This window comes from Selenomonas sp. oral taxon 149 str. 67H29BP, assembly GCF_000146365.1.
In the GTDB taxonomy this organism is placed as follows: Bacteria; Bacillota; Negativicutes; order Selenomonadales; family Selenomonadaceae; genus Centipeda; species Centipeda felix.
Map to the genome: position 1 here is coordinate 470,435 of NZ_GL397087.1, position 26,288 is coordinate 496,722.

Consider the following 26,288-nt stretch of genomic DNA (forward strand, 5'->3'; position numbering starts at 1 on the left):
TCCTTAGTCACAGACCTTGCGTGCGGCATCCATCGCGCCCGGCAGATCCCGCACAATATCCTCGATGATCTCCTTGACCGGCTTGATGTCCGAGAGCATGCCCGAGATCTCACCGATCATGACCGAGCCGTTCTCGACATCGCCCTCATGGGTGGCGCGGTGCAGACTGCCGACACCGAGCTGCTCGAGCTCCTCGTGCGACGCCCCCGCCGCCTCCATCTCCTCGTACTTGCGCGAGAGCTTATTGTGGAGGACGCGCGCAGGATGCCCGAGCGAGCGTCCCGTGACGACCGTCGAGCGATCCTTTGCCTTCAGAACGGCATTCTTGTAGTTCGGATGCGCAATACACTCCGTGCTCAGGACGAAGCGCGACCCCATCTGGATCGCCTGTGCGCCAAGGGCAAACGCCGCCGCCATACCGCGTGCATCACCGATGCCGCCCGCGCCGATGACGGGAACGTGGAGCGCATCCACCACCTGCGGCAGGAGTGCCATCGTCGTGATCTCGCCGATGTGACCGCCGGACTCCGTGCCCTCAGCGATCACGGCATCGACCCCCGTACGCTCTAGGCGGCGTGCGAGTGCCACAGAGGCGACAACAGGAATGACCTTCGAGCCGATTTCCTTGAGTGCGGGAACGTACTCGCCGGGATTGCCCGCGCCCGTCGTGATGACCGGCACGCGTTCCTCGAGGACGACCTGCATGACCTCTTTGACAAACGGACTCATGAGCATCACATTGACACCGAAGGGCTTATCCGTCCATCCCTTGACCTTCTGAATCTCGGCGCGGAGTGCGTCGGGCGGCATGTGACCTGCGCCGATGAGTCCTAGCCCGCCGGCATTGGAGACGGCGGAGGCAAGCTCCGCTGTGCCGATCCACGCCATGCCTCCCTGAAAAATAGGATACTTGATGCCAAGCATCTGACAGATCGGATTATGTTCAAACATTAACCGTTCTCCTCCTTCGCCCACTTCATAATACACGATGCCCATGTGAGTCCCGCACCGAACCCCGCGAGGGCGATATTGTCTCCCTTTTTGAACCGATGTGCGTGCGCCGCCTCCGCGAGGGCGACAGGGATGGACGCGGCAGACATATTGCCGTAATGATGAATATTTATAATAACTTTTTCCATCGGCATCGTCAATCGCTTGGCTGCCGCCTGGATAATACGGATATTCGCCTGATGCGGAACGAGATAGTCCAGCTCCTCCCTCTCCATCCCTGCACGATGGAGGGATGTCTCAACGGTCTTTCCCATGACCTTAGTGGCAAAGCGGAACACCGCCTTGCCGTCCATGTGAACGAAGTTGAGCCGCTGCTCAATCGTCTCCGGCGTAACGGGACAAAGGCTGCCGCTCGACGGGATATCGAGGGCATCCGCCCCCGAGCCGTCGCTGCCGAGATCGAACGCGCGCATGCCGTAGCCGTCCTCGACGGCACCGAAGACCGCTGCCCCTGCCCCATCACCAAAGAGGATACAGGTGTTGCGATCCGTCCAGTCAATGACCTTCGAGAGGGTCTCGCCGCCGATCACGAGGACGTGACGATAGACGCCGCTCTCAATGAACTGCGCCGCGATCGACGCAGCATAGACGAATCCGGAGCACGCCGCCGAGAGATCAAACGCTGCCGCGTGCTTCGCGCCGAGACGATCCTGCAAAACGCACGCCGTCGCGGGAATGATGCGGTCGGAGGTGAGCGTCGCCATGATGATGAGATCGAGATCCGCTGCCGCAACACCGGCATCGGCAAGCGCCATCTCGGCAGCGCGCTGTGCCAGCGCCGAGACAGGCTCATCCGGTGCAGCAATACGTCGCTCGTGAATGCCCGTCCGCTCAACGATCCAAGCATCGTTCGTCTGCACCATCTTCTCCAGATCAAAGTTCGTCAGCACCCGTTTGGGGACATAGTACCCCGTTCCGAGGATGCCTGCACTAATCTTAGACACGGCCTGTTTCCTCCTCATCCTTTGCGAGTGCATCGCGAATCTGATCGAGCACCTTGCCGTTGACATAGCTGACGGTCACACCGATCGCACTCGCGATGGACTTTGCGTCCGAAGAGCCATGCCCGATCACACAGCAGCCGTTCACGCCGAGGAGCGGCGCGCCGCCGTACTCACGGACATCGAGGCGCTTGCCCAGATGCCGCAGGGTCGGCATGAGGAGCAGCGCGCCGAGTTTTGCCATCAGGCCTGCCCCGCGAATCTCCTCGCGGATCAGTCCCAGAATCGTCTTGGCAAGCCCCTCGGCGAACTTCAACACGACATTTCCGACAAAGCCGTCGCAGACGACCACATCGAAATTTCCCTTGGGTACATCGCGCCCCTCAGCATTCCCGCAAAAGTATATATTCGGATCGGTCTTCAGGAGCGGGTACGTCTCCTTTGCCTGTTCATTCCCCTTCGTCTCCTCCTCGCCGATGTTGAGCAGGCCGACGCGCGGACGCTCGACGCCGAAGACATACTGGGCGTAGAGCGAGCCCATCACCGCGCTCTGCACCAGATGCTCGGGCTTCGAGTCTACGTTGGCGCCCGAGTCCAGCATTAGCGTCACACCGTCCGGGGTCGGCATCGGTGTTGCGATCGTGGGGCGGCTGACCCCACGGATGCGATGGAGGATGAGCTGTGCCGCCGTGACCGCAGCTCCCGTCGAGCCCGCGGAAAACACGGCGTCGCACTCTCCATCCTTCACCATGCACGTAGCGACGACAATCGAGGCGTCCTTCTTGGAGCGCACTGCCTCCGCCGGAGCCTCGTCCATGCCGATCACATCCGCCGCATGGACGATGGAGATATGCAGGGCATCCGTATCCGCTCCGCCCAGCTCCGCGCGAATCTTTGCCTCATCGCCGACCAGTACGATCTCGCAGTCGTATTTCTTCGCCGCATCAATCGCCCCACGGACAATCTCCTTCGGCGCAAAATCGCCGCCCATCGCATCAACTGCTATACGCATCCTGCACTCCCTTCTCCCCTGTCGTCCTCATTTTCCGAGTGAAACCACGATAAATTTGGCGCGGAAGACCTCCCGCCCATCACGGTAGGTCTTGACCCAGACAAAAATTTTATTGCCGCGTATCTTCACGATCTCCGCCTGTGCGATGACCGTATCCCCCTTGTAGATAGGGGTTTTATATTTGACGTTCGCGACCCCCGTGACCGCGAGCGGCGCATCGACAATCGCAAGTGCCAGTGAGTTTGCCTGTGAAAAGAGCGCCGTCCCGCGTGCGATCTCCGAGTCGGCAAAGAGGTGATCGTCCGTCACCTTCAGCGCCGACGTCCCACGCACTCCCAGCTCAAGGGACAGCAGATCGCCGACCACCTCCGCATGCGGGATGGCGCGCACCTTCTCACGCGCATTCTCGGCGAGCGTCCGCACACGGGCACGCAGCTCTGGGATCCCCAGCTCTGTGCGGTCGAGCCGTACCGTCTGCACGCTCACAGAGAGCCGTCGCGCCAGTGCCTCATCGGTCAGGAACGGCTCCTTGCGCACGGCAAGCACCAACGACTCCTGACGCCGTCGTTTCTTCTCCGTCATCGCGCCGTTCCCTCCTCTCGCTTCACTATCACTTTAGCACCTACTGCTATCAGTATGAAAGCATTATACTAGGTACTAAAAAGAAAAGCAAGAGAAAATCGCAAAAAAACAGCTGCAAAAAGCCTTTCGACTTCTTGCAGCTGTTCGCTTCGTCCTCATTCAGCCGCCTCGGCCACAGGTTTTCCGTCATAGTAACCGCACTCCATGCACACGTGATGCGGGAGCTTCGGCTCATGACACTGCGGGCACGATACATAGTGCGGTGCTTCGAGCTTCCAGTTGGCACGGCGACGATCGCGACGTGCCTTCGAGGTCTTTCTCTTTGGTACTGCCACTTTGGATACACCTCCTTAATCGTTCTTGAGCAGGCTCTCTAAAGCCGCCAGTCGGGGATCGGGGACGAACGTATTGCACGTACATGTCCCCTCATTCAGGTTCTGTCCGCAGACCGGACAGAGCCCCTTACAGTCAGACTTACACAGCTCACGCAGCGGCTCAGCCACAAGGAGGGTATCGCGCACGAGCGGGTCAAGCACGATGGTCTCACCATCGTAGCCCTCCGTCTCATCCGCTTCTCCCGGAGTCTTCGCATAGTCCTCAGAAAAATCATACGTATTTTCCCGCTCGCCTTCGGCAAGACAGCGGTCACAGACAAACGCACGGACAGCCCGCACCGTCCCCACAATACGGAAGGACGTTCCGGTATCCATCACCGTTCCTTCAACATGCACCGCCCCACGATAGGCAGCGGTGCTGTCCCCGAGATCCAGAGATTCCGGCGTCACCGAAAATGTGAATTCACGGCTTTCCCCCGGAGCAGATGCCAAAGCGGCGACATCCAGCTTCATCATGACGCATGACCTTTCACATTATAGCGGTGGTTTTCCCCATTGTCAAGGCTGGTTTTCATGCTGCTCAGAGTTCCTGTCCGTCGCCCTGCGGCGCATTCATCTGTGCCTTGGCCGTGCGCAGGACATTGAGCGCCTGATTCAGTCCGGCCTCCGCCTGCTGGACGCCCTTGAACGTGCTGCCGACGTGGGCGATCAGCTGCTCGAACACCTGATTTGCATAGGCATCCGCATCGCTCTGCAAACGCGTGGCATTCGCCTGCGACTGCTCCATCAGCTCGCGCGCCTGATCCTGCGACTGCTGCATGATCGCCCGCGCACGCTCCTTCGCCTGGATGACGATCTCGCTCTCTTCGAGGAGCTGATTGGCGCGCGCCTCAGCGGCACTGACGATATTCTTCGCCTGCTCATTGGCGCGGGCGATGATCCCCTCCTGCTCCTGCATGATCTCCGCCGCACGGTTCAACTCCTTGGGGAGATCCATGCGCAGCTCCTCCACGAGATGCACAATCTCATCATCATTCACCAGTGCCTTATCGCTAAAGGGAAGATGCGAGGCATCCGCAACGAGGTCTTCCAGTTTCTTCAGCGTATCCGTTACTGCCATAAATCTAGCTCCTTTTCCTGCGCACCATACGGCACGTTATCCCCGTCGGGTTTTTTCATACAGTTTCAGAATCGCCTGCTCCACAGGCGGCGGGACAATCCCCTGCACCGGCCCACGGAAGCGGATCAGCTCGCGCACCCCCGAGGAACTGATGAACGTCAGATCCGGGCGCGTGAGCAAAAAAATCGTATCGCTCTCGGGCATGAGGTGGCGCACCATCGCCGCATGATTCTCCTCATACTCAAAATCCTTCACCGAGCGCAGGCCGCGCACCACGACATGTGCTCCCTCCCGCCGCATATAGTCGGTCAGCAGACCGGAGGACACATCCACGCGCACATTCGGCACATGTGCCGTCGCCGTGCGGAGAAAATCGACGCGCTGCTCCAGAGGAAAACATCCCTCCTTGGCGACATTGTGGAAAATGCAGACAATGAGCTCATCGAACATGGACGCTGCGCGCTCCACAATATCAATGTGCCCCGTCGTCACGGGATCGAAACTCCCGGCAAAAACCGCCCGTCTCATCCCTGCTCCTCCTCTGCATAAAAACAGATCCGCGCCGCACCGTAGCGCCGCTCGCGCACCATGCGGAGTGATCCCGCCTGCGGAACGATCTCCTCTCCCGCCCCCTGTTCGAGGACAAGGAGGCCTCCCGCAGCGAGCAGCGCGCCGCGAGCCGCCGCCTCCAACATGCGGGCATTATCGCCGTGCGCATAGGGCGGGTCGGCAAAGATGAGGTCGAACGTACGTCCCTCACGTGCGAGCTCTGCGGCGGCGGCATAGACATCACTGCGGCGGATCTCCGCGCGCCCTGCGAGCTTCGTGCGTGCCGCATTCTCCGCGAGAATGGCCTGCGTCGTGCGGTCGACGAGCACGGCGGACGCCGCTCCGCGCGAGAGTGCCTCCAGCGCGAGCGCCCCCGTCCCAGCAAAGAGATCGAGCACGCGCGCATCGACCACACGGCTGCCGAGCATACTGAAAAGTGCCTCACGTGTGCGATCGGCAGTCGGGCGCGTCCCATCCCCCGCAGGAGATTTCAGGCGCGTACCGCGTGCGCTCCCCGTGATGATCCGCATCGCATTCCTCCTGCCAGTCATTAGACTTTCCTATTTTACCACAATTCGCATTCGCATTTCAACCTGCTTCCCGTATCACACGAAACGAAAAAACAGCTGCCGCTCTGAGGGAAAGAATTTCGCGCAGCAAAAAGCCAGAACGATGCAGCTCGTTCCGACAATATTGACAACGATATCTCACAGATCATGTTGAAGCTTCTGTGCAAACGCTTCTATAATAAGAAGCGATACGCGAATGTTTCCTTTCGCCCCCACCACCGCTTCGCGGTCCCCCTCCCCCGCTCGCGCAGGGGAGGCTTTTCGTTTACGGCATGTCGGCTTCTCGCCCCGATGCGCGGGACGCGGACTGCTGCAAAGTCCCGTCGCAGCGCGAAGGGCTACGGTATTTTAGCTTCCCCCGCCGATGCGGGGGAGCGGTCAACGTCTGCCAATCACACTTCGTTTTACTCGTGTTCTTGGGACGTTTTCCCATACGACCTGTTTCCCGTTCAGCTGTGCCCTATGGGCTTGCTTCTCGGACAGGTCAGTAAGTGGCGAGCGCAGCGAGCCGATAGGGGCGCTCATGCCGCACGCGGCTTTGTTTGTGGTGCAACCCTGCATGGTGGGAGGCACGCCCTCTTTACGGCTAGTTTCAATGCCGCACGCGGCTATTCCCTTTCGCCCCCACCACCGCTTCGCGGTCCCCCTCCCCCGCTCGCGCAGGGGAGGCTTTTCGTTTACGGCACGTCAGCTTCTCGCTCCGATGCGCAGGATGCGGGCTGCTGCAAAGTCCCGTCGCAGCGTGAAGGGCTACGGTATTTTAGCTTCCCCCGCCGATGCAGGGGAGCGGTCAACGTCTGCCAATCACACTTCGTTGTACTCGTGTTCTTGGGACGTTTTCCCATACGACCTGTTTCCCGTTCAGCTGTGCCCTATGGGCTTGCTTCTCGGACAGGTCAGTAAGTGGCGAGCGCAGCGAGCCGATAGGGGCGCCCATGCCGCACGCGGCTTTGTGTGTGGTGCAGCGGACAATAGGAGGTTTTCCTCATGAAAAGAAAGTTTCAATGCCGCACGCGGCTTTGTGGGTGGTGCAACGAACAACCCGTGTGACCAAACAGCTTGATGCTTTTGGTTTCAATGCCGCACGTGGCTTTGTGGGTGGTGCAGCCTCATCGCTCGCAGCCCTTGTCCCCCTAGGGGGAAAAAGCCCTTTTGGAAAGTCTCCGGAAATTTGAGCGTTCTGACGGAAAATATGTGAAATATCTGTTCCTATTCAGCTGCTCTCTCCGGCGCAATCCCTTGCGCGATCGGCACCTAGCACGTCCATGAGCAAATTGGAAAGTCTCGACGGTGTTATGCGGCTTTGCGGCACATCCCCACGACGTTCCATTTCGTTCTCTGCACCGTCTATATCATAGCAGAGACTACGCCAAATGACAAGTGTTTGCCCATGCAAAGAGGGTGCTGCACAAAGCGAAAACCTTCGTACAGCACCCCCTTGGCATTATGTCGGCGGTGTCGCTGCAAGCACCCCTTCCACCGCGTCCTTTACTTTAGGAAGCACTGATAAATTCGGTACAACCATCTTGACGCATCTTTTTTGCCCGCACTTCGGCGGAAAATCCTCCACAGAGCACCACTCTGCGTCCGGTTTTCCACCTCGTTCGGACGAAAAAATCTACGCCAATCTGGCAGACCTCATTTTATCAGTGTTTCCTTTACATCCAGTGCTGTTGGCAGTATCGCGCGTCCTTGGAACCGTTTGTCCCCTTGTCCAATAGTCATCTGTGCGATTTTCTCCTCCCATTTCGGGTCTTTCGTGTGATCCCATCGGAGGAGGTGGACGAGTTCCTTTTGCGCTTTGTCATAGCGTGCGCGTACGTCTTTACCGAGACGATCCAGTTCTCTCTCGAACGCCTGTATGTAGGCGTTCATCTCGGTTTCCCGCTCTGCGGTATTCCAGCCGCCCTCTCCATCAAAGGCACTGTGGTAGGAGTCCTCCGTATCGGTGAGGAATAGCCGCGGGGTGATCTCTATGCTGCCAAGTCCGATGGGTTTCCCCTTGCCAATCTTGCAGAGGAGGCGTCCGTCGCACAGGCAGAGCACCTTGAGCAGTGCACCGAGTTCATCCTCGGACAGGCGCTCGAAGCGGATGCTGCCGTAGAATGTGTTTCCGGCGGCCACGGGTTGGATCTTGCGCTGGGTTTGTGTGTTCGGCTGATCCTGTTCTCTGTTCATCCAAGCTGTCCCATTTTTCTGATGCCAGTAGAGTTTGTAGCCGCGAATGGGGACACCTGCAGAGTCCCAATGGGCGAGCCGATTCGCCCCGTTTTTCTGTTCGAGGTAGAGCTGTACGGCGGTGGGTTTCGGTGCGCTGAGGATCTGCGGGAAGTGCGGGGCTTCGGTCCGCGGGGTCTCTTTTGGCACGGCGTCGGCAAAGGCAAGGCGGCTCGCCCAGAGTTCTTTACACCCGCTGCGGCGATTCGTCTGCTCCCTGCCTACTCGCGCACATTCCCGCTCTTCCCGGCGTCCGAAGAGGGCATCGGTGTAGTCGATCCGTTCACTCTCCATGCGTAGGACGTGATCCCCGATGCTCATGTGGTAGGCAATGCGATAAAATCTGCCAAAGCCAAAATGTGCAATCTCCCCCTGCGCATCTGTCTTGTAGAAGCAGGGGGCAACAAAGCGGATGTCGTCCCATCCGGTAAAAGACGCTGCGGCATTCCCCTTTTTTGCACAAAATTTCCCATTCTTGTCATCCAGCAGTTCGACGCCCTTGCGGCTGCTGTCCTCACGATATGCCTGCACGACGTGGTCGGGGACGGGGATGCGCTGCGTCCAGTCCGGGTCACGGTGGCGGGTATAGGTGCCTTTCTTAGACATCCGCCCCGTGTGGCAGTCCGCCCGTCCACTCCCCGGTTCGCCCCAGCGGACTTCATTCTCCGGCTGTCTGCCCCCTCCGTAGTTCATGATGTCAAATTCCGCCGGACAGATATAGTAGCCGTCGTCGCCGGTCTGCTGCACGAGATAGCCCGCCTCTGCCTTGGTTTCGGATATGGTGTTCGTCCCCTTCCGAACGGTCGTCGCCATCTCCGTCGTGTAGAGTTTGCGCATATTGTCCTTTTTTTCTGCCATGGTGCGGAAGTAGAGCACCTGATCGTGATAGTCCTCGCCCGCCCGCATGGCGCTGCAGGTGACGATCTTAAAGAGGTTTTTGATCATGCCGCGCAGCGAGCTGCCAGGGAAGATGGGGATGCCCGTCGGCGCGAAAAAGTTCTCGACGGCACCCCCCGCATCGATGCCTGTGCCAATAAAGACGGGTGTCAGTGTCTTGATCTCTAGGTCGATTCGTCCACTCAGGCGTCCCTTTGCAAGAACATGGGCGCGATAGTTCTCGACGCGCTCCGCATCGCTCATGGCATCCCCTTCGATGGGCGAGGTGAGTACGCCCTGCGGCAGGGATACGAAGTTGTACGGTGCTGTTGCCGTATCGTAGTCCTTAGCCATTGGTCTCCTCCTCCATATCCGCCGCTGTGATGCGGCAGTACCGATGATCGACATACCCCGCCTGTCCTGTGGTATGGATGCCGATGTAGCTGCGCGTCACGAGTCCGACATATACGGTATTCTCTGCGCTGTCCTCCATTTTTGGCAGGGTCAGCTCCAGTTTACGCTCGGGGTCGCGCAGGGTCATCCATGCGCTGTGTTTCTCCTCTTCCCGCGTGGCGTCGCTCCTGCTTCCCCAGAAGCGTGCGAGGGTGTCGACGTACTCCGCCGCCTCTCCCTCCTCGTCGGTGCGAAAGCGTCCGATGAGCCGGTCATTCTTGCGCTGCAGATGGAGTTCGCTCGTTTCGTTGAAGATGCGGAGTTCGATGAGCAGTTTCGTGTTCAGTGGCGCCTCATCGGGAAAGGAGAATGTGCCCTGCTGCCATGTCCCGCAGCGTATTTCGTTCACCTGCCAGAGGATGGCGGTCGCTTTCTGCACGTTCTGTCGCGTAAGTTCGCGGGAAAGTTCTTCCGCTGAGGCAGGGATGTCGACGGTCTCTACTGCGCTTTTTCCCGCACAAATGCAGCGCATTTTCTGTTTCTTCTCCTTGCTCATGTCGCATCCTCCTCGCACAGTGCGGTCACATATCCCTGCAGGGTCTGCACGGTGTCCGCAGCAAAGCTTTGTCCCTGCGTGAGCTCGTAACAGCGCCCATGGTAATGGATGACGGCGTGCAGTCCCTCCAGTGTGCCGCGGCCGATGGATTTCTCCCCGCCGATTGCCGTACGCCCCAGCCAGAGGTCCTTGAGGAGAAGGACGCAAAGCCCTGCCTCCTGCTCACTTGCCTGCCGCACGCCGAAGCGGAGGGTGACGGAGCGCCCCCCGTCTTTCTCCCGCCATACCGGCGCGGTAGAGAAGAGTGCGGACGGGATCGTCCCGCCTGTAAAGCGGTCGATGCGGCTGCGCATCTGTGTGTGCATCTCGGCGTCGACGACGGCTTCCTCGACGATGAAGCGGCCGCGGGCGGCCGTCGTCCCCATGAGGCGGTCGATGAAGGCCTCCGCCTGTGTCTGTTCTTTTCCCAATGCGTGTAGGATGTATGCGGCGCGATGGCGCAGGACGCCCTTGAGGCTTGTGCCGGGGATGATGTTCTGCCCTGCAGCATTCGTCTTCATGCGGGCGTCAGGGTTTTTCTCACCGTCCGCCGCTAGTGGATCCACACTGTCGCGCACGATCAGTGCGCCGGTGAGTGCAAAGTCCGCTGTGATGACGAAGTCGCCATCCGCAGGCGGCGGTTCTGTCTGCGCCGCATCGTCATACGCCATGTGCCAAGCGGCATTGCCACGCTGGGGCGAGAGCCACGCGATGGCGTCCTCTGTCCTGCGGAAGTCATAGCAGTCCACGACCATATCCCGCAGCTGCATGCGTCCAAATCCCTTGGTGGTGAGCGCACCGACATGAAAGCCGCCGCGCAGGAGTTCGCTCAGGCGGAGAAGGTTTTCTTTCAGCATGTGCTCGTCTTTCTGATGGACGCGGCGCAGGAGGATCTCGGCATAGAACGGGCCGCCTGCCCCGCTCTCGACGATTTCGTAGTCGTATTTATGTGCGTCGATTGCCGTCCCTGTCACGTCGTCGATGTGGACGCCGTCACGGGATCCGATCACTGCATCGTTGAGCTCTACGTCATAGAGGGAGACAGCGCTCTGACGCTCGTCGCATACGCTCTCCCCACCGGTGCGGTGCATTGTACCGAACAGGATGTCTGCCGCACATGGGGTGTCTGCTTCGATGAAGCTGCGCAGCGCTCCTGCCAGCGATGTGCCGGGGATGAACGGTACGCCGTCCTTGCTGCGCAGGACGTGGATGTCTCGATCGTTCCGGTCCTCCCCGCTTTCTCCTTCGCCGATGAGCAGCGGCGCCGCAAGGTGCAGTCTGCCTCGTACGGTAATGCGTCCCAGTATTTGCGCTGGGTTCACGTTCGTATTCATGCGCTTTCGCCCCCCTTCTCCGGCTTTCCTGCCGTTTTTCTTGCAAATCGGAAGAATGTGTGCCAGTATGCGTAAAACACTTCTTCCTGCTTCAGGAGTGCCGCCGTGCCGCCCCATACGCCGATTTCTTTTCCTGCGTCGATGAGGTCTTGATCTGCGGTGACGTTCTGTCGCTCCCGTGCAGCATAGGGCATTTCCTCGTGTATGATCTCTCCGAGGTAGGATCGGAGGGGACGCCCTTCGACCCTGACGTTCTCCAGCATTTTGCCGAGCGGCATCTCTTTTTTTGTGTCCAATACGATCTGCCGTATACGCTCACATGCGCCCTGCGGGCGTATGCCGAGAGCACTGTCTAGTCGTGCAAATGCGTGAGATGCATTGGGAGGGAATGTCCTGCGGGCGCGCCCTGCATCCTCTGCCGCCAGCACGCGGATCTGTTCGATGATGTGGGCGAGGATGATCTGCTCTGCGATGCGTCTGCTCTCTGTGCAGAGCTCGCGTGCTTCGGGTGTGGGCGGGTCCTGCGCGATGCAGCAGAGCCCCCTGCCGTCCCAGATGCGCAGCTGTCCGAACCCCTCCTCTGTGCGGCGCCCAACGCCGCTGCACAGGATGGCGTTCACCGCCTCCATGTCACAGGGCTGCCAGCCGCCTGTTTTTCGGACGGCAAACACGGTTCCCGCGCTGAGCGCCGTCTCGCGTGGGCGGCGCATTCCCCATACGCCGACAAAGTTGTCAATGTCCTCCGCCTGCGCATAGATGCTGCGCTGTTCCTCTGCCAGTAGGAAGCCGCCATCTGTCCCTGCATTGAGCGCGTCGACGACTTCGTCGAGCATGGAGCGTGCATCCCCCGGCACGGCTCTATGCGGCAGGAAGGGTGTCTCGCATCGGAGGCAGAAGCGTTCCTCGGTCGGGATGGGCGGCGGGAGTATATCCTCTGCCGGCATCACGGTGATCTCGCATTGTCCATACTGTGTATATTTGGAGCGTCCTGCACAGCAAGAGAATGTCTCTGTGCCGATGGTGCCGCAGAGAAGGCGTAGCTCTTCCTCTGCGCCGCAGATCAGTCCCTCAAAGCTCTGCCCCTGCGCAATCGCTTCGTAGTTGTATATGCCGCCGTCCATGCTCCTGCCGGCGAGACGTTCCTTGCCGCTGCCGCCATTCAGATCACTGCGGCTGATGTGGAGACGGATCTCCTTCTGCACGGCGACGGGATGCAGTCCTTTGTCGCAGACGGCGGCAAAGCCCCGCATGCTCTTGAAGCCCCCATCGCGCGGAGCCTCTCCGTACATGAGGTCACAGATCGAACTGCCGTCCTTCGAACGCTGCACGGAGAGCGGCAGCGGGATTGCGCGCGTCTGTGTCAGAGGCTCGACGAGATAGGCATTAACGAAGCGCAGGCCGCCATAAAAGAGGCGCATGAAGTCGTCATTCTCATGCGCCGCATTCCCAAGCGCAGCAGCCTTGATGAAGCGTGCGGCAAAGATGCCGCGCAGTACGGAGCCACTGAAGCTGTCCTGCGTCGCGGTCATGACGGATGTATGTCCCGGTGCGGAGAGGATCATCGGTGCTTTTGTTCGGATTCGAACCTTCATCATCTGCATCAGCGTCTGCCCCCTTTCCGCCCCTGACGCCCGAGCGCCTTCGTTATGAGCGCAGGTACGATGTCTTTGCCGTTCTGCCGCAGGGTACATCCGATCCTGCCAAATCCGCGTGTCCGTTTTCCGCCGCACTGCGAGAGGTTACGTACGGCAAGGGCGAGGATGCACAGATGCTCTATGTCTGCGTTGACTAGCCGGATTTCTCCACTGAACTCTGCCCCCTTTTCGATGACGCGCATGTTGTGCAGTGTGGTCTGCTCTGCTATGCCCGTCTCACGGTTGATCCGTGTTTGCCAGCGCAGGTTCGCGTAGACGCCGAGGACGTCTTCCGGACGAAAGATGGAGGGATACTTTTCCTCCAGATGCTTGAGATCTGCATGGATCTCCTCGTACTGTTCCATATAGAGGTTGTGTAGGATGAGCTGCACCTGCCCCACACGTCCGCGCTGAAAGAGTGTATCGAGCGCCGCCCTGTCAAAGAGGTCGAGTTCCGCCGTCTCTGCCATCTCTGCAACCTCGCAGCCACTCTCATAGAGCAGTCCTTTGAGCCGCTTGGCGGGGAAATACGGCAGTCCGACATCATCCTGTACCACGTCCGCATCGACGTGGATATCTGCGTAGCCTGTGCCGAGATGGAGCGGGGAGAATGTTCGGATGTGGATGCGAATCGGGGCAGCGGGGTCGATATCTCCGAGGCCAGCAGGCTGTGCCTGCATCATGGCAAACGGATCTACGGTGTCGGCCTGCCGTATCTGCGGTTCATCTGGTTCTCGGGTGCTCTGGCGGACAATTGGTTCTTTCTTTCCATACTTGATTTTTTTCTGCCCTGTTTTGCCGTCTTTATTCCGGTTCTTTGCCATCACTACACCTCCCCATCCATGACATAGTCCATGAGTTCAATCGCATCCATATAGGGTGTGTGCTCCTGTTCCCACAGGTTCTCCGCGTAGGCACGCCACGCAGGTACATCGGGCAGCTGCAGGTTCAGATGACCTAGTTGTGTCATAAACTGCTGCTGCTCGTGTTTTCCATAGGCAAGGACGCGCCGCAGTTCCTTGACCTTGTTCCGCGGAAGCCTACGCAGCCCCCGTACGCCCGCAAGGAGTGCGGTGATGTGCCGCTCATCCGTCGCACCCGCTCCGTCCGTATCAACGCGGTACGGGCCAAAGTGCAGATCGCCGCGCGCACCGCGATACTCCCGTGCCCGGAACTGTTCCAGTGTCGGCGGCTGCTCGCCGTGCAGGATGGCAAAGTCGAGCCAGCAGGAGTCCACCTCGTGTCCTGCCGCACGTTCCAGCGCACGCATCTCGTTCTTCGCTGCGCCGCATAGCTCCTCTGCCATCTCGTAGGCACGAAAGAACGGGTATGAGGTGTTCATGATGGTGATGCCAGCGCAGGAGGCAATGTTTTTCTCCATCAGGTGCTGCATCAGAAATGCCGAAAACTCCACGGCAGCCTTGCCCGCGCAGACGAAGGTCATATCGTCGCCGCCCAGAACGATAGGACGAACGGGAAGGGTGCAGAGCCCATGCTCGTCTCTGAGATCGAGACTGTCCTTGTACCGGTCAATATGCTCCACGATGTGTTTGACGAGTGCGGCAAAGGCGGCAAGGGTATCGTGACGGATGCCACGCGAACGTCGGATGTATGCGGTCAGTGTTTCGCAGCCTTGAAATTTCCGCCCCATGTTGTTGCCATCGATATGCACGACGGCAATATCATTCTTCGGCGTTTTCTGTCCAAGGCGGGCGAACTCGACGGGGAAGTCATAGCGTCCGATAAAGTGTTCCTGCTCTTCGGGTGTGAAAGCGGTCATGAGTTTGTCCATGAGTGCCTGCTGCACATCCGCCTCTTCACTTCCCGACGGGAATGTGGGATGCAGTTTGGCGGCGACTTCCCACGAGCAGAAGCGACCGCCTACCCATGCGTTTGCCGTCTCCCCGGTCTCGCTGCACGCAAGGGTCAGCCCGGTGTAGGGTACGTTGACTGCCGGAAATACGGTGTTCTGCCCCTCCTTGAGTCGGTCGAAGAGAGGGTTCAGCCGCTCCACTCCAATGTAGCGTCCGTCCGCCGCGAGTTCGAGGGTGCCGGTCGCCGCACCGGTATGAAGCCCGGGTGCATGGATCAGGAGCTTTTTCGTGAACGCAGCGATGACGGCGCTCAGGATGTCGTCGTCCACATGCTCCGCAAAGAGAAGCAATGCCTTGCCGCCGCCGATGTAGCCCACACGCGCTGCTGCCGTCATGGACGACCAATCGGTGTCCTCCGGCCGCTTCCACGACATGTCATCCAGTGTATCCGCCCCTAGGATTTCACGCACTGCCGGCAGAAGTATCTCCTCGAAGACAGCCTCCACAAGATAGGACGCACCGATGTTTGTCTTGAGCTGATTGCTCGAGAAGATGTACTTCTGTATGGAGCGCGTATCAAAGAGTATTGCCTTGTACTGCATAGCTCGACCTCCTCAATATAGAATACATTCTATTTCGGCATTTCTACTCTTTTCCCTTCATCTTTGATAGCAATTCTATAAGACAATCCTTATTTTTATCCGAGTGCCACGATGGTCTCCCCAAAGCCCTGTGCGGTCAGGCGACCTACGCCACAGAACGGGGCGAACTGCGCGAGCAGAAGGATGATTTCCCGTTCCTCTGGGGAGAGTCGTCCTATGCTGAACGCAAACGTCCCTGTGAACCCCGGCATCGTTTTGCGCTCACTCTGACGAATCCTGACACCCGCGCCCCGCCAGTCCAGCGGTATGAGTTTCGCCGCGATCGCGCGTACGATGTCTTTGTCCACGGCAAAGGGAAGCCCCTGCCATGTCCACTTGTCCGCGAGGGAGGCGAAGATGAGCGCGGGACGTGGGACGGCACAGTCGTCCTTGTCCACGCGAAAGACGGTCGGCGAGCGGAATGAAACGCGTATTTTCTGTGCATCCTCCGCCGAAAGTGCCGCAGCGATCAGTTCCTCCTCCGCGATGACACCCGTGTTTTCCCGTCCGTCGGCAAGGATTTCCTCGACGATGAAGGAGAGCTGCCCTGCCGCCAGCACTGTTCCGAGTGGAATCCGAAGGAGTGCCGCAAGTACGTTCTCGTCGAGTGCCGTCAGCCGCAGCAGCAGTTCCTCCCCCTCTGCGTAGTGCGGTTCGTTGAGCTCCTGTGCGCGGAGGACGGCTGTGGCACTTCTGCCAGTGCGCCGAAAAAATCCGATGGTGAAGGGTTTCATCTTCCGTGCATGAAGCTCGCTCGCGAACGCCGCATCGTATGTAGCGATGCAGCGAAAGAGCGCTCCGTGCAGCAGCTTGCCGGGGAACATGGAGTAGTGTCCGCCGCGCTCCGTGCGCAGGCGGAGGACAAGGATGCCTAACATATTTTCCTCCTAAGGGCGCAGGTACTCTATGCAGAGGGGTGCCTGCAATCAGTAGGCGCGGAAGCGGCGAAATAGAAAGCGTGACTCGCGTACAATCTCCCCGTTCTCATCCGTGCGCTCGCGTACAAGGCGTTCGCTGCACGCGGAGAGGACGGCAATCCCTGCCGCTTTCAGCAGGCATACGAGTGCAAAGGTATAGGTAAACTCGCCCTGCACAAGCACCGCCATCGGTTTTCGCGCGAGAATCTCCTGCGCGTTTTCCTCTGCCAGACGGTGTACCGCCTGCGCGTCCCAGTCGGCGGGGATGCGCGGGAAGGGAAGATCGACAATGGTTCCATACGCCTCTGCGGCCTGTCTCTGCCCATCCTCCCAACGCGAGGAGGGGTGGTTGGTATGGTTGATAAATTCCGTCATGCCTGCTCCTTTGCCATGCGGCACGCGATCTCGGTGTCTTTGAGGATCTGCTCCATGATGTTCTTGAGGCTGTCCACCGCCATACGCCCCTTCTCCGCGCGCGCATGATTGGTATGGTTGCGTTCATCCTTGATGACAAAATATTTGTCGAGAATATCCTCTGCGAGATTTTTATCCTTCGGCTCGATTCCTGCCTCATACAGCCGACATACCCCCGGTTTCCACTCAATGTCAAGGAATGGACATCGAGTGTCTTGGCTGCCCAAGATTCTAATGAGCTTTGCTACAACGAAATTATCTTTATTGGCAAGCAAAGCATCCCAGTCTCCCTTCGTGGCGTCTATGTATATCGGTTTGATCTGTTCCAGATACATACGGCCATGTTCTGTATGCTGTAAACTGCACTTCTCCGGGCTGCGCATACGGTTCAGCCACAGGAGGAAGGCGCGCAGCGTCTCCGCATCTTTCAGACGAACCTCGAAACGATCCGAGAGTCTCCCATCAACAAACTCGTTAATTTTATCCTCCGTCACTTCCTGCCGAAATTCCTTAAAGAACCGTTGTCGTTTTTCTCGCCATTCATTTCTCGCTTTTTGAAAGTTCTTCATATTTTTGTACTTGAACTCAGTGACCAGAAAGACCCCTCTGTTCCGATGCATGGAGTCCTCTTCCAGCTTGCATTCAAATAGCGCCTGCAACTCCTCGGACGACAGTGATAGAAAGCCGGAGTCTACGAGTGCCTCCGGGACGCGTTCGGTAACGAGCGTCATCGCCTGCTGGAGGAGGTCATGTGCAATACACCAGCGGATGAGTGCGATGTCGTTAAGTTCCTCCTTCAGGATCTTCGCATAGTCCTCCTCGATGCGCCCGAGCATCTGACGCATGAGTTCATCACTCTGTTTTGCTTCCGCCGTTGCATTGCCCGTCGCAGCGGATGAAAACGCCGTGATCGACCGCTGAAGTTCCACAATCGCATCGCGCAGATCGCCATAGTGGCAGAGTTTCAGCTCCTCGGCGAATTTACGCATCGACGCGAGCAGTGCTCTGAGTGCCTGACTTTTTTCACGCTGCTCAAAGAAGCGGTTCATCACTGTGACTTCTCCGTGGCGGACGAACTCCTCCGCCCCTGCGACGAGGTCGAAGAAGGAATAGAGCGGGTTGACCTCCTCGACTCGTTTTTTGTTGTAATCGGAGTAGAGGACTTTGCCGATGCGGATGTTCTCATATTGGAGCAGCCGCATGAGCGCGACGAGGATCATGGAGGCATTGCGCAGCCCACCCGTAACGTCAACGTGGAGGATAGTCTCTGTGTCGGGATGATCCTTTCTGACGGCCTTTGCATAGCGGCGCACATGGGAGGCGACGTCGATGAGCACGTTCGTATTTTCCTCTATCGGCTCATTCTCGTCAAAGTCAATCGCCTCAGCGATCTGCTCCGCGTGCGGCACGATATCCGATATCCGGTGCAGGAAGTAGTCATAATGCGTCTGCTCCCAGTCATGCGTGGCGTTATAGCCTTGAATAGCCCCCGCCACCTTGTTCGTCCGCACGAGAAAGAGGCGTGACAGCCGGTCTGCGGGCTCATGCGCTCCGCTAAGAAGATAGCGAACGGCAGATTCATTTGTCGTATGGCATTTCTTTTTTTCGCCGATGTTCTGGTAGTCTGCAACGGATATTGCACCCGTCTCCCGAACGAGTTTGACGTCGCTCAAGAAGCATAGCATGATGTTCGTCCGCATATTACCGCTCCTCCTGTGAATTTGATGCTGCCGCAGAAAGTTCTGCCAGTACATTGTCCAGCAAGTCTACGATCTCCCTGCGCCCCAGTGTATTTTCTGCAGTCGCATGGTTGACCTGATTGCGCTGCCCACGCAGGTAGAAGTACGCACGCAGGCAGGACAGCATCGGCTCCCTGCCGCAGTCTGTCTGCACGATCTTTATGGTCTCCAGCATCTTTGTCCATGTATCCGCCCACGCTGCCCAGCGCCGATCTAGGTCGTCAGAACTTCCGGATGGGAATTTGCACTTTTGAATCCCCAGCAACCGGAATACAAGTGGATTGTTTTTCTTCTCTAAGATTTTGTTAAGCAGCTTCGATTTGATTCGATCCCATGCTGTGGCGTCCTGTAATAGTTCCGGAACCGTCCATCTCTGCCCATCCTTCTCCTTCTCAACTTGCGCGCAGACAAGCTCATACAGCCACAAAACGTCCTCCGGAAGAGTCCGTATCGCCGCTGGATTTTCGCGTAGGTGTGGAAAGGTTTGCCCCAACTTGCAATAAGAGAGGACAAGCGACGGGGCCCCCTCCGGAACAATCCCATGTTCCAACGCGTCCGTAAGTATAGGCTTGTAGGTATCGACGCACATTTTCTGTATCGCATTCCAGTACTGTGTCGAATTTATGATAAAATTTTGCATCCAGCCGGGGTGCATTCGATCCACTAACCGTTCCGCGCAAGGCATATATGCCGACACAGGATAGACGATCCCCTGCCGCACGAAGCACACGGGAATCCACTCGGTCGCGAGTGTCATTGCCTGCTGGAGCAGCCCCTTATCTATGCACCAGCGAATAATCAGCACATACCGCGACGCTTCATCCTCTGTCTCTCCGAGCAATTCGCCATAGCCCTCGGTGATCGTATCAATGAGCTGCATGAACATACGATCGTCAACCGTACGGTCTTCCTCGGGCACGTCCAAAAATATCGTAATCGCTGTACTCAGTGCGGAAAGCGCCGGTGGGATATTACCCGTCTGACAGATCTGGATGGCATCCGAAAACGTGTGCATGGCACGAAGCACGCCCTTGAGAGCGTCGCTGATCGGCTTGCCGGAGCTGCCGCTTTCTGCATCGTAGTCAAAATACTCCTCAATCGTCCGGGAAATGCCATAGGAAACGAATGCATCCGCTCCCGCGACCAATTTATAGACATCAATGGTGCCATGCACATCAAATATGCGGTTTTCGAGCGACAATGTCTTGAAATCCGCATAGATCATCTTCTCAACCCGCATTCCATCATACTGCAAAAACTGCATGACGGATGTCATCATCATGGTGACATAGCGTGCCCCGCCTGTAATATCCGCATAGATGTGACAGGCATGCCATTCGGCGAATCCACCGGCATCTGCCTTGATGCGTTCGGTCAGAGATGCGACCTGACTCTCGATGTCCTCGATCAGTGTATCCTCATGATAGTGGAGTAGTATTGGTATGAAGTCCGTCTCCACGAGCGCAGGACGCAGTCGTTTCATCCGACTGCACCAGAACTCGAACTGACTGGGGTATTCGCTGCGCTGTCCGTGCTCCTCGACCACAAGGCCTCTATCCTCGCCGCCCATCTCCGCCGAGAGGCACTGCGGCGTTACGAGGCAATAGACACGGTGTAGACGCTCCCTCTTCTGTGCCAGCAGATCGACCACATTCGCAAGCGGTGCTTCGTTCGTCTGGAATCCCGGGAACGGCTCACTTCCCACCTCCAGCACAAAAGCACCTTCTCTGACAACAGAAATTCGCAGCCCGGTTTCCGCATCGGGATCTTTTTCGCATCGTACCGGGCTGAAAAAATTAATTGCAATATTCTGATTCATGAACGCGCACCCCCCCCTAAGTTATCTCTTATTTTATCTAAAATTAACGCAATAGGCAAGAAATAGATTCTCATATTATCTGCTATGCTCAAGCGGTCGCAGTGCACACATTTGTCCCATTTTCCCTGCACCTTTCCGAACGGCTTGTTGCTTCTACAGCAAACAACGGATTGCAGAACAGTGTGGTATCCAGTAAAATACTTCTGATAAAGCAAACGAAGGGGGATTCTGCATGAAGCAAAGTTTCGGGATGGTCACCGCTTTTCTCGCGCTCTCCCTCCTCCTTTTTCATTTTGCCTTCCATCCCACATACGCGGGAGAGTGGCAGCCGCTCTCCACCGCTATGGAGGATGGGGCAGTGCGGCGCCCCATTTTGCTCGTCCCGCTCGATTCGCGTCCGCCGTGCGGGGCGTTTGTCGTAAACGGCGGCAAAATCATTGGACGGGAGGTCATGACGCCGCCGTCCGAGCTGATGGACTACTACTCCATGGCAGGCGACACGGCAGCGATGCGAAGCTGGGTGGCTGCGCATATCCATGAGGCGGATGCCGCCATTCTCTCGGTCGATCAGCTGCTCTCGGGCAGTCTGCTCGCCGCACGCGAGGCGCATATCTCGGTGGAGGACATCGACGCGCTCACCGCGTATCTCCGTGACCTACACGCAGCGCATCCCGATGTCCCCCTGCACGCGTTCTATATTCTGCCGCGCGCGATCCCGCAAGACGGTATCGAGGGCTGGCGCGAGCGGCGCGCGCTCCTCGCCTATGCCCGTCTCCTAGGGCGCGCGGGCGCAGGGCTGTCGGTCGATGCGGAGGAAATGGCACGTCTGCGCGCCGAGATCCCCGATGCGGATCTGCAAAAGTATCTTGCGCACTTCGACGAGAGCACGGCACTCGCCGCCATGCTCATTACGCTCACCGAGGAGGGCACGCTCACACGCCTTGTGCTCGGGCAGGACGACGGCGAGGAGTTCTCCGTCGGCAATCTGAAAAAGGCGGAGCTCTCCGCCCTGCTCACACAAAAAAATATCGCCCCGGAGCGGGCGATGATTGTGCACGGGGCGGATGAGATCGCGCTCTCAATGCTCGCGCGGATGGCCATCGATGATCTGCGTGCGCGCGGCGGCGCCCCTCCACGCATTTCACTCCGCTATGCGCGTGACGATATGGCAGACGCTGTCTTTCCTTTTATGGCGGTCTCGAACGATGTGACGGCACGGGAGAAGATCTCCATGCTCGGCAGCACGCTCGCACCGGATGATGCGAACAGCGACCTGACCCTCTTCATCGCGGCGGGCGACAATGACGCGGATACGCTTGGCACACGCACACCCTCTGCCGCCGCGATCCATCGGCTGCTTTCCGCAGAAAAATCCGTCGCACTCGTCGATCTATCGCGCCATTTTCGTGCGGAGGAGACACTGCTCCCCATGCTGACCGAAAAAAATGTCCCCGTGAACGCCCTGACAGCATACGCGGGGTGGAATACGGCGAGCAACGCCATCGGTACGGCAGTCGCGGAGGCCGTTCTCTACCACTGCGCCATGAAAAATGCCGCGACAGCAGAGGAGCGGGAACGCGCCGCCGCTGCAAATCTCGCCTTTCTCACAGGGCGCATGGCAGAGGACGAGTTCTACCTCAAGGAGACGATTGACCGCGTGAACGACGCGCTCCGCCGTGCGGGCTATGCGAACAGTGCCGATCTCGATCTCACGCGAAACTGGCGCTGGGCGAACGATCTCCTGATGAACGATCTGAGCCGGTGCATGAGGAGCTATGAATCAACCGCCGCATTCCGCATGCCCGTGATCCAAAACGGCATGATGCTGCGGGTCGTGCGGAGCAATATCACAGCGTACTACCCGTGGCCGCGCACGTTCGAGGTGCGACTGGAGTCTGCGCCCGTGGTGGAACGGAAGATGCCATAAAGATAGGGGCTGCTGTACGAAGTGAAATCGTACAGAGCAGCCCCTGTTTCTATTCCCTTACTGCGCCGCTAGTCCAAAGCGCGTAATCCCCGCCTGGCGGAAGCGATCCAGCAGCTCCATGACGCCGCTGTAGTTCATATCCCCATCCGCGCGCACGACGACGGCAAAGCGCGGATTTTTTTGTGACTCCATGCGTGCCTGCTGCACGAGGGTATCCGCATCAATCGGCTGATCCTCGAGCCAGAGTGAGCCATCCTTGCGCACTGTGACGAGATAGGTCACGTTCAGCTGGGTCTGTGCCGACTGCGCCTTGGGGAGGTTGACATCCACGGTCTTGACGTTGACCATGTAGAGTGTACTCATGATGAAGAATACGAGCAGGAAGAACATGATGTCGATCATCGGGATGATGACGACCTCAGGCTTTCCGAATGCCCTGCGGTCACGCAGTCTCATTGTGCCGCCCCCTCCGCTGCATCGTCCGCCGTGACGCCGGCAGCGTCGGCGAGAGCGAGGCGGCTGCTCTCAGCAGCGGAAAAGCACATCTCCATATCCGTGACGATGTTCTCGATTCGCTGGGAGAAATACGCATGCACCATCAGGGCAACGAGGGCAACGCAGAGTCCCATCGCCGTCGCAATCAGCGCCTCACCGATGCCGCCCGTGATCGCCGCCGGCTCGCCCGCCTGGATGTTGAACACGCTGAACGTCGTAATCATGCCGCTGATCGTCCCTAGGAGGCCAAGAAGCGGCGCCATCGTCACGATCACGCTCAGGTAGTAGATGCGCCGCCGCATCTTGGAGAGGGCGATGCCGGACTGGATCTCCATGTAGGCACTCATCCGATCGGCGCGGCTGCTGTTCTTGGTGATCGCACTGAACAGAATGTCGGCAATCGCGCCGCGCTGGTCGCGTGCAAGGGCAAGCGCCTCCGCATAGCGAGCATTGGCAATATGGAGCATGAAGGCGTGCGCAAACGCACGTCCTGCATCCGCGCGTGCAAAGTAAAATGCGCGCTCGATTCCAATAAAGACAACAAAAATGGACGCAATCGCCAAGAAATACATGACGATGCCGCCCTGCTTAAAAAATGTGATGCCCTGTGCGATAGAATCCATGGCAAGTCCTTTCCCCTCGATCCCCATATAGACGATACGGCTGTATTCTACTATATATTGATGTGTTCGTCAATGATAGCATCTTTCATTTCCCGATGCGCTCCCTTGCGGTTTTGATGAAAAAATACTATAATAAATACCGTTCGTTCAAAAAAGGAGGATACAGCGTGAAACTGCCCCTCATCCGTGGCTTTTGGCAGCTGTTCAAGGGATATTGGAGCTCTGCGGAAAAGTGGAAAGCGCGCGGACTGCTTGCATCCGTGATCGTGCTCAATCTCGTCATGGTCTATCTGCTCGTCCGCATCAATGACTGGTACCGCAATTTCTACGATGCACTCCAAGCGTATGACTGGGCTTCCTTTTGGCCGCTCATCGGCACGTTTACGGGGCTTGCCCTCCTCTACATCGTCATTGCCGTCTATGCCGTCTATCTGCGGCAGATGCTGACGATCCACTGGCGCACATGGATGACGGAGGAGTATCTCACGCGCTGGATGCGTGGGCAGGCCTACTACCGTCTGCAGGTACTGCGCAGCGACACGGACAACCCCGACCAGCGTATCAGCGAGGACATCAACCAGTTCGTCACGCTGACGCTGACGCTTCTCGTCGGCGCACTGAAACAGCTCACGACACTCGGCGCATTCGCCGTCGTGCTGTGGAATCTGTCGGGGGCGCTCACCGTCCCCATCGGGAGTGAGGCATTCACCATCTACGGCTATATGTTCTGGCTGTCCCTCCTCTATGCGGGCGTTGGCAGCGTCCTCGTCCATCTGGTCGGGCGAAAACTCATCCGACTGAATTTCGATCAGCAGCGCTACGAGGCGGATTTCCGTTTCAGCATGATGCGCGTGCGGGAAAACAGCGAGAGCATCGCGTTCTATCGCGGCGAGATGGCAGAGACACAGGGGTTCAAGGAACGCTTTGCCAATGTCATTAAAAACTACTGGGGGCTGATGCGGCGGACGAAGCTGCTGAACTTCTATGTGAACGGCTACGGGCAGCTCGCTATTATCTTTCCGCTCATCATGGCGGCGCCGCGCTACTATGTGGGCGAGATCGCCCTCGGCGGTCTGATGCAGACCATCTCGGCATTCGGCCGTGTGCAGGATGCGCTGTCCTTCTTCGTTGACTCCTACAGCTCCATCGCCGAGCTGTCCGCCGTCATCCAGCGACTGTCGGGCTTTACTGCGCATATCAACGAGGCCGCTGCCGTTCCGCCCATGATCGTCCACGAGGACGATGCGGAGGACGCATTGCGTCTCAGTGATCTGCACGTCGCGCTCCCGCACGGTGCGGAGCTCTTTGCCGTCTCCGCACTGACCCTGCCAGAGGGCAGCCGCGTGCTCGTTACGGGGGAGTCGGGCGTCGGCAAGAGCACGCTCCTGCGCGCTGTCGCAGGGATTTGGTTTGCGGGCAGCGGCACTGTGACGATGCCTGAACGCTCGTCGCGCCTCTTCCTCCCGCAGCATCCCTATCTGCCGCTCGGCACACTCCGCCGCGCACTCTCCTACCCGTGTACGGCGGCCGTCTCTGATACGGAGATGGCGCACGTGCTCGCGCAGGTCGGACTCCCCTACCTCGCGCCGCGCCTATCCGACACGGACGACTGGAGCCGTATCCTGTCGCTCGGTGAGCAGCAGCGTCTTGCCTTTGCACGCATCCTGCTCATCCGCCCCGACTGGATCTTTCTCGATGAGGCAACATCCGCCCTCGACGAGCCGCGCGAACGTGCCCTGTACGAGCTGCTCCGACAGGAGCTTCCTGCGTCGGGCATCATCAGCGTCGGGCATCGCTCGACCCTCTATGCGCTGCATGAGACGGAGCTGCGCATCCACGACCACACGATCATTTCCCGGGAGATTCCACATGAACCGTAGAGACTTTTTGCGCCGCATGACCCTCGTTGGCATCGGTGCAGCCCTTTTCCCCTTTTTTCCCGATGCGGCAGAGGCATCATGGTACATTCCCTCCGCCCTTCCGGGCGTGACGATAAAGCCGACGTATCTCTCCTTTGGCGCACTCGAAAACCGCTTTGTCACGGACTGTATCGTCATTCATCACATCGGCAACACGAATGCAGATGTCTCCGCCGCGACCGTCCATGAGTGGCATCTGCACAATGGTTGGGCGGGCATCGGCTACCACTTCCTCATCCGTAAGGACGGCACGATCGAGGAAGGACGCCCCATGGGCACCGTTGGCGCACACGTCTACGGCGAGAATCGACATACCGTCGGCATCAACATCGTCGGAAATTTCGAGGACGCTGTCCCGACCGAGGCACAGAAGCACAGCGCCGCGCATCTGATCGCCGCCCTCTGCACCGTCTATCAGCTGGATCCCATCTGGGGCGTCACGGTGAAGGGGCACCGCGACTTTAACGCAACAGCCTGTCCCGGCCGCTATCTCTATGCAGAGCTGCCGGAGATCGTGGAGGAGGCACGCGTCTACTACGGCTCGGATGAGCTGCAGACGGAGCGCCTGCGCATCATGCAGCAGGAGCGTGCGGAGCAGGAACAACAGCGGGCACGCATGCGCACGCGTATGGATGCGGCGCAGGATAAGAACGGCCGCCCGTCACATCCCACGCCGAGCGCACCCAATCCGCCCGTACAGCCTGCGCCTGAGAAGCCGTCGCTGCGTCCAAACAAGCGTCCTGACCTACCAAAACCTGGCAATCTGCCGACGCAGCGGCGCATCGCATCCAATTAGCCCGAACAAAACGATG

The 26,288-nt window shown here is 58.5% G+C and carries 24 protein-coding genes; 3 read left to right on the forward strand and 21 right to left on the reverse strand.

Annotation, left to right across the window (positions count from 1 at the left end; translation table 11 throughout):
- Nucleotides 1-3: 3 nt before the first annotated feature.
- The 19 genes from fabK to HMPREF9166_RS02425 form a co-directional block, all read right to left on the reverse strand.
- Complete coding sequence (gene fabK / locus HMPREF9166_RS02335; RefSeq protein ID WP_009442436.1) at nucleotides 4-951, reverse strand: enoyl-[acyl-carrier-protein] reductase FabK; 948 nt, start codon at nucleotides 949-951, stop codon at nucleotides 4-6.
- The gene (locus HMPREF9166_RS02340) at nucleotides 951-1,955 is read right to left on the reverse strand and encodes a beta-ketoacyl-ACP synthase III (RefSeq protein ID WP_039980862.1); all 1,005 of its coding nucleotides are present in this window, start codon (nucleotides 1,953-1,955) and stop codon (nucleotides 951-953) included. Before HMPREF9166_RS02340 ends, fabK begins: the two co-directional genes overlap by 1 nt.
- Nucleotides 1,948-2,964: a phosphate acyltransferase PlsX gene (plsX, locus tag HMPREF9166_RS02345; RefSeq protein WP_009442438.1), complete on the reverse strand. Its 1,017-nt coding sequence runs from the start codon at nucleotides 2,962-2,964 to the stop codon at nucleotides 1,948-1,950. Before plsX ends, HMPREF9166_RS02340 begins: the two co-directional genes overlap by 8 nt.
- 27 nt (nucleotides 2,965-2,991) lie before the next feature.
- On the reverse strand, nucleotides 2,992-3,546 hold the full coding sequence (fapR, locus tag HMPREF9166_RS02350) for a transcription factor FapR (protein WP_009442439.1): 555 nt from the start codon (nucleotides 3,544-3,546) through the stop codon (nucleotides 2,992-2,994).
- A gap of 155 nt (nucleotides 3,547-3,701) precedes the next feature.
- Complete coding sequence (gene rpmF / locus HMPREF9166_RS02355) at nucleotides 3,702-3,881, reverse strand: 50S ribosomal protein L32 (RefSeq protein WP_006306287.1); 180 nt, start codon at nucleotides 3,879-3,881, stop codon at nucleotides 3,702-3,704.
- A gap of 15 nt (nucleotides 3,882-3,896) precedes the next feature.
- Complete coding sequence (locus HMPREF9166_RS02360; protein WP_009442441.1) at nucleotides 3,897-4,397, reverse strand: DUF177 domain-containing protein; 501 nt, start codon at nucleotides 4,395-4,397, stop codon at nucleotides 3,897-3,899.
- A 64-nt stretch (nucleotides 4,398-4,461) separates the two neighbouring features.
- Nucleotides 4,462-5,001: a hypothetical protein gene (locus HMPREF9166_RS02365; RefSeq protein WP_009442443.1), complete on the reverse strand. Its 540-nt coding sequence runs from the start codon at nucleotides 4,999-5,001 to the stop codon at nucleotides 4,462-4,464.
- A gap of 36 nt (nucleotides 5,002-5,037) precedes the next feature.
- Complete coding sequence (gene coaD / locus HMPREF9166_RS02370) at nucleotides 5,038-5,529, reverse strand: pantetheine-phosphate adenylyltransferase (protein ID WP_009442444.1); 492 nt, start codon at nucleotides 5,527-5,529, stop codon at nucleotides 5,038-5,040.
- Complete coding sequence (rsmD, locus tag HMPREF9166_RS02375; protein WP_039980864.1) at nucleotides 5,526-6,080, reverse strand: 16S rRNA (guanine(966)-N(2))-methyltransferase RsmD; 555 nt, start codon at nucleotides 6,078-6,080, stop codon at nucleotides 5,526-5,528. The genes coaD and rsmD overlap by 4 nt, the downstream gene beginning before the upstream one ends.
- Before the next feature lie 1,677 nt (nucleotides 6,081-7,757).
- Nucleotides 7,758-9,566, reverse strand: coding sequence for a TIGR03986 family CRISPR-associated RAMP protein (locus HMPREF9166_RS02380; RefSeq protein WP_009442447.1), 1,809 nt, complete (start codon nucleotides 9,564-9,566; stop codon nucleotides 7,758-7,760).
- Complete coding sequence (gene csx19 / locus HMPREF9166_RS02385; protein ID WP_009442448.1) at nucleotides 9,559-10,161, reverse strand: CRISPR-associated protein Csx19; 603 nt, start codon at nucleotides 10,159-10,161, stop codon at nucleotides 9,559-9,561. Before csx19 ends, HMPREF9166_RS02380 begins: the two co-directional genes overlap by 8 nt.
- The gene (locus HMPREF9166_RS02390) at nucleotides 10,158-11,534 is read right to left on the reverse strand and encodes an RAMP superfamily CRISPR-associated protein (RefSeq protein ID WP_009442449.1); all 1,377 of its coding nucleotides are present in this window, start codon (nucleotides 11,532-11,534) and stop codon (nucleotides 10,158-10,160) included. Before HMPREF9166_RS02390 ends, csx19 begins: the two co-directional genes overlap by 4 nt.
- A complete protein-coding gene (locus tag HMPREF9166_RS02395; protein ID WP_009442450.1) occupies nucleotides 11,531-13,135 on the reverse strand; it encodes a hypothetical protein in 1,605 nt (534 codons plus the stop codon). Before HMPREF9166_RS02395 ends, HMPREF9166_RS02390 begins: the two co-directional genes overlap by 4 nt.
- Nucleotides 13,135-13,992, reverse strand: a complete 858-nt coding sequence (locus HMPREF9166_RS02400) for an RAMP superfamily CRISPR-associated protein (RefSeq protein ID WP_009442451.1) — start codon at nucleotides 13,990-13,992, stop codon at nucleotides 13,135-13,137. Before HMPREF9166_RS02400 ends, HMPREF9166_RS02395 begins: the two co-directional genes overlap by 1 nt.
- Nucleotides 13,993-13,994: 2 nt before the next feature.
- Nucleotides 13,995-15,584, reverse strand: a complete 1,590-nt coding sequence (locus HMPREF9166_RS02405; protein ID WP_009442452.1) for a hypothetical protein — start codon at nucleotides 15,582-15,584, stop codon at nucleotides 13,995-13,997.
- 95 nt (nucleotides 15,585-15,679) lie between these two features.
- Nucleotides 15,680-16,501: a CRISPR system precrRNA processing endoribonuclease RAMP protein Cas6 gene (gene cas6, locus HMPREF9166_RS02410; protein ID WP_009442453.1), complete on the reverse strand. Its 822-nt coding sequence runs from the start codon at nucleotides 16,499-16,501 to the stop codon at nucleotides 15,680-15,682.
- A 48-nt stretch (nucleotides 16,502-16,549) separates the two neighbouring features.
- Entirely contained in the window at nucleotides 16,550-16,915 is a 366-nt protein-coding gene (locus HMPREF9166_RS02415) for a hypothetical protein (protein WP_009442454.1), read from the reverse strand.
- The gene (locus HMPREF9166_RS02420; protein ID WP_009442455.1) at nucleotides 16,912-18,654 is read right to left on the reverse strand and encodes a TM1812 family CRISPR-associated protein; all 1,743 of its coding nucleotides are present in this window, start codon (nucleotides 18,652-18,654) and stop codon (nucleotides 16,912-16,914) included. The genes HMPREF9166_RS02415 and HMPREF9166_RS02420 overlap by 4 nt, the downstream gene beginning before the upstream one ends.
- A 1-nt stretch (nucleotide 18,655) precedes the next feature.
- Nucleotides 18,656-20,407 carry a TM1812 family CRISPR-associated protein gene (locus HMPREF9166_RS02425; RefSeq protein WP_175279222.1) on the reverse strand — a complete coding sequence of 584 codons (1,752 nt, stop codon included), beginning with the start codon at nucleotides 20,405-20,407 and terminating at the stop codon, nucleotides 18,656-18,658.
- A 337-nt stretch (nucleotides 20,408-20,744) separates the two neighbouring features.
- On the opposite strand from HMPREF9166_RS02425, the gene HMPREF9166_RS02430 reads away from it, so the two are divergent.
- Nucleotides 20,745-22,439 carry a DUF4127 family protein gene (locus HMPREF9166_RS02430; protein WP_009442457.1) on the forward strand — a complete coding sequence of 565 codons (1,695 nt, stop codon included), beginning with the start codon at nucleotides 20,745-20,747 and terminating at the stop codon, nucleotides 22,437-22,439.
- Between the two features lie 57 nt (nucleotides 22,440-22,496).
- Here the strand turns inward: HMPREF9166_RS02430 and HMPREF9166_RS02435 are convergent, their stop codons facing one another.
- Both HMPREF9166_RS02435 and HMPREF9166_RS02440 read right to left on the reverse strand, forming a co-directional pair.
- A complete protein-coding gene (locus tag HMPREF9166_RS02435; RefSeq protein ID WP_009442458.1) occupies nucleotides 22,497-22,895 on the reverse strand; it encodes a biopolymer transporter ExbD in 399 nt (132 codons plus the stop codon).
- The gene (locus tag HMPREF9166_RS02440; protein ID WP_039980867.1) at nucleotides 22,892-23,557 is read right to left on the reverse strand and encodes a MotA/TolQ/ExbB proton channel family protein; all 666 of its coding nucleotides are present in this window, start codon (nucleotides 23,555-23,557) and stop codon (nucleotides 22,892-22,894) included. Before HMPREF9166_RS02440 ends, HMPREF9166_RS02435 begins: the two co-directional genes overlap by 4 nt.
- 167 nt (nucleotides 23,558-23,724) lie before the next feature.
- Here HMPREF9166_RS02440 and HMPREF9166_RS02445 point away from each other — a divergent pair, with 167 nt between their 5' ends.
- Nucleotides 23,725-25,437 (forward strand): ABC transporter ATP-binding protein/permease, encoded by a 1,713-nt coding sequence (locus tag HMPREF9166_RS02445; RefSeq protein WP_039980868.1) that lies wholly within the window; start codon nucleotides 23,725-23,727, stop codon nucleotides 25,435-25,437.
- Nucleotides 25,427-26,272: a peptidoglycan recognition family protein gene (locus tag HMPREF9166_RS02450; protein ID WP_009442461.1), complete on the forward strand. Its 846-nt coding sequence runs from the start codon at nucleotides 25,427-25,429 to the stop codon at nucleotides 26,270-26,272. The genes HMPREF9166_RS02445 and HMPREF9166_RS02450 overlap by 11 nt, the downstream gene beginning before the upstream one ends.
- The last annotated feature ends 16 nt before the right edge of the window (nucleotides 26,273-26,288 follow it).

Coding starts and splice junctions, on each gene's coding strand:
- HMPREF9166_RS02360 (WP_009442441.1), bottom strand. CDS start 4,397: ATGATGAAGCTGGATGTCGCCGCTTTGGCATCTGCTCCGGGGGAAAGC.
- rsmD (WP_039980864.1), bottom strand. CDS start 6,080: ATGCGGATCATCACGGGGAGCGCACGCGGTACGCGCCTGAAATCTCCT.
- HMPREF9166_RS02365 (WP_009442443.1), bottom strand. CDS start 5,001: ATGGCAGTAACGGATACGCTGAAGAAACTGGAAGACCTCGTTGCGGAT.
- HMPREF9166_RS02450 (WP_009442461.1), top strand. CDS start 25,427: ATGAACCGTAGAGACTTTTTGCGCCGCATGACCCTCGTTGGCATCGGT.
- HMPREF9166_RS02405 (WP_009442452.1), bottom strand. CDS start 15,584: ATGCAGTACAAGGCAATACTCTTTGATACGCGCTCCATACAGAAGTAC.
- fapR (WP_009442439.1), bottom strand. CDS start 3,546: ATGACGGAGAAGAAACGACGGCGTCAGGAGTCGTTGGTGCTTGCCGTG.
- coaD (WP_009442444.1), bottom strand. CDS start 5,529: ATGAGACGGGCGGTTTTTGCCGGGAGTTTCGATCCCGTGACGACGGGG.
- cas6 (WP_009442453.1), bottom strand. CDS start 16,501: ATGTTAGGCATCCTTGTCCTCCGCCTGCGCACGGAGCGCGGCGGACAC.
- HMPREF9166_RS02390 (WP_009442449.1), bottom strand. CDS start 11,534: ATGAATACGAACGTGAACCCAGCGCAAATACTGGGACGCATTACCGTA.
- HMPREF9166_RS02420 (WP_009442455.1), bottom strand. CDS start 18,654: ATGCGGACGAACATCATGCTATGCTTCTTGAGCGACGTCAAACTCGTT.
- HMPREF9166_RS02395 (WP_009442450.1), bottom strand. CDS start 13,135: ATGCAGATGATGAAGGTTCGAATCCGAACAAAAGCACCGATGATCCTC.
- plsX (WP_009442438.1), bottom strand. CDS start 2,964: ATGCGTATAGCAGTTGATGCGATGGGCGGCGATTTTGCGCCGAAGGAG.
- HMPREF9166_RS02415 (WP_009442454.1), bottom strand. CDS start 16,915: ATGACGGAATTTATCAACCATACCAACCACCCCTCCTCGCGTTGGGAG.
- HMPREF9166_RS02430 (WP_009442457.1), top strand. CDS start 20,745: ATGAAGCAAAGTTTCGGGATGGTCACCGCTTTTCTCGCGCTCTCCCTC.
- HMPREF9166_RS02400 (WP_009442451.1), bottom strand. CDS start 13,992: ATGGCAAAGAACCGGAATAAAGACGGCAAAACAGGGCAGAAAAAAATC.
- csx19 (WP_009442448.1), bottom strand. CDS start 10,161: ATGAGCAAGGAGAAGAAACAGAAAATGCGCTGCATTTGTGCGGGAAAA.
- HMPREF9166_RS02435 (WP_009442458.1), bottom strand. CDS start 22,895: ATGAGACTGCGTGACCGCAGGGCATTCGGAAAGCCTGAGGTCGTCATC.
- HMPREF9166_RS02440 (WP_039980867.1), bottom strand. CDS start 23,557: ATGGATTCTATCGCACAGGGCATCACATTTTTTAAGCAGGGCGGCATC.
- fabK (WP_009442436.1), bottom strand. CDS start 951: ATGTTTGAACATAATCCGATCTGTCAGATGCTTGGCATCAAGTATCCT.
- HMPREF9166_RS02380 (WP_009442447.1), bottom strand. CDS start 9,566: ATGGCTAAGGACTACGATACGGCAACAGCACCGTACAACTTCGTATCC.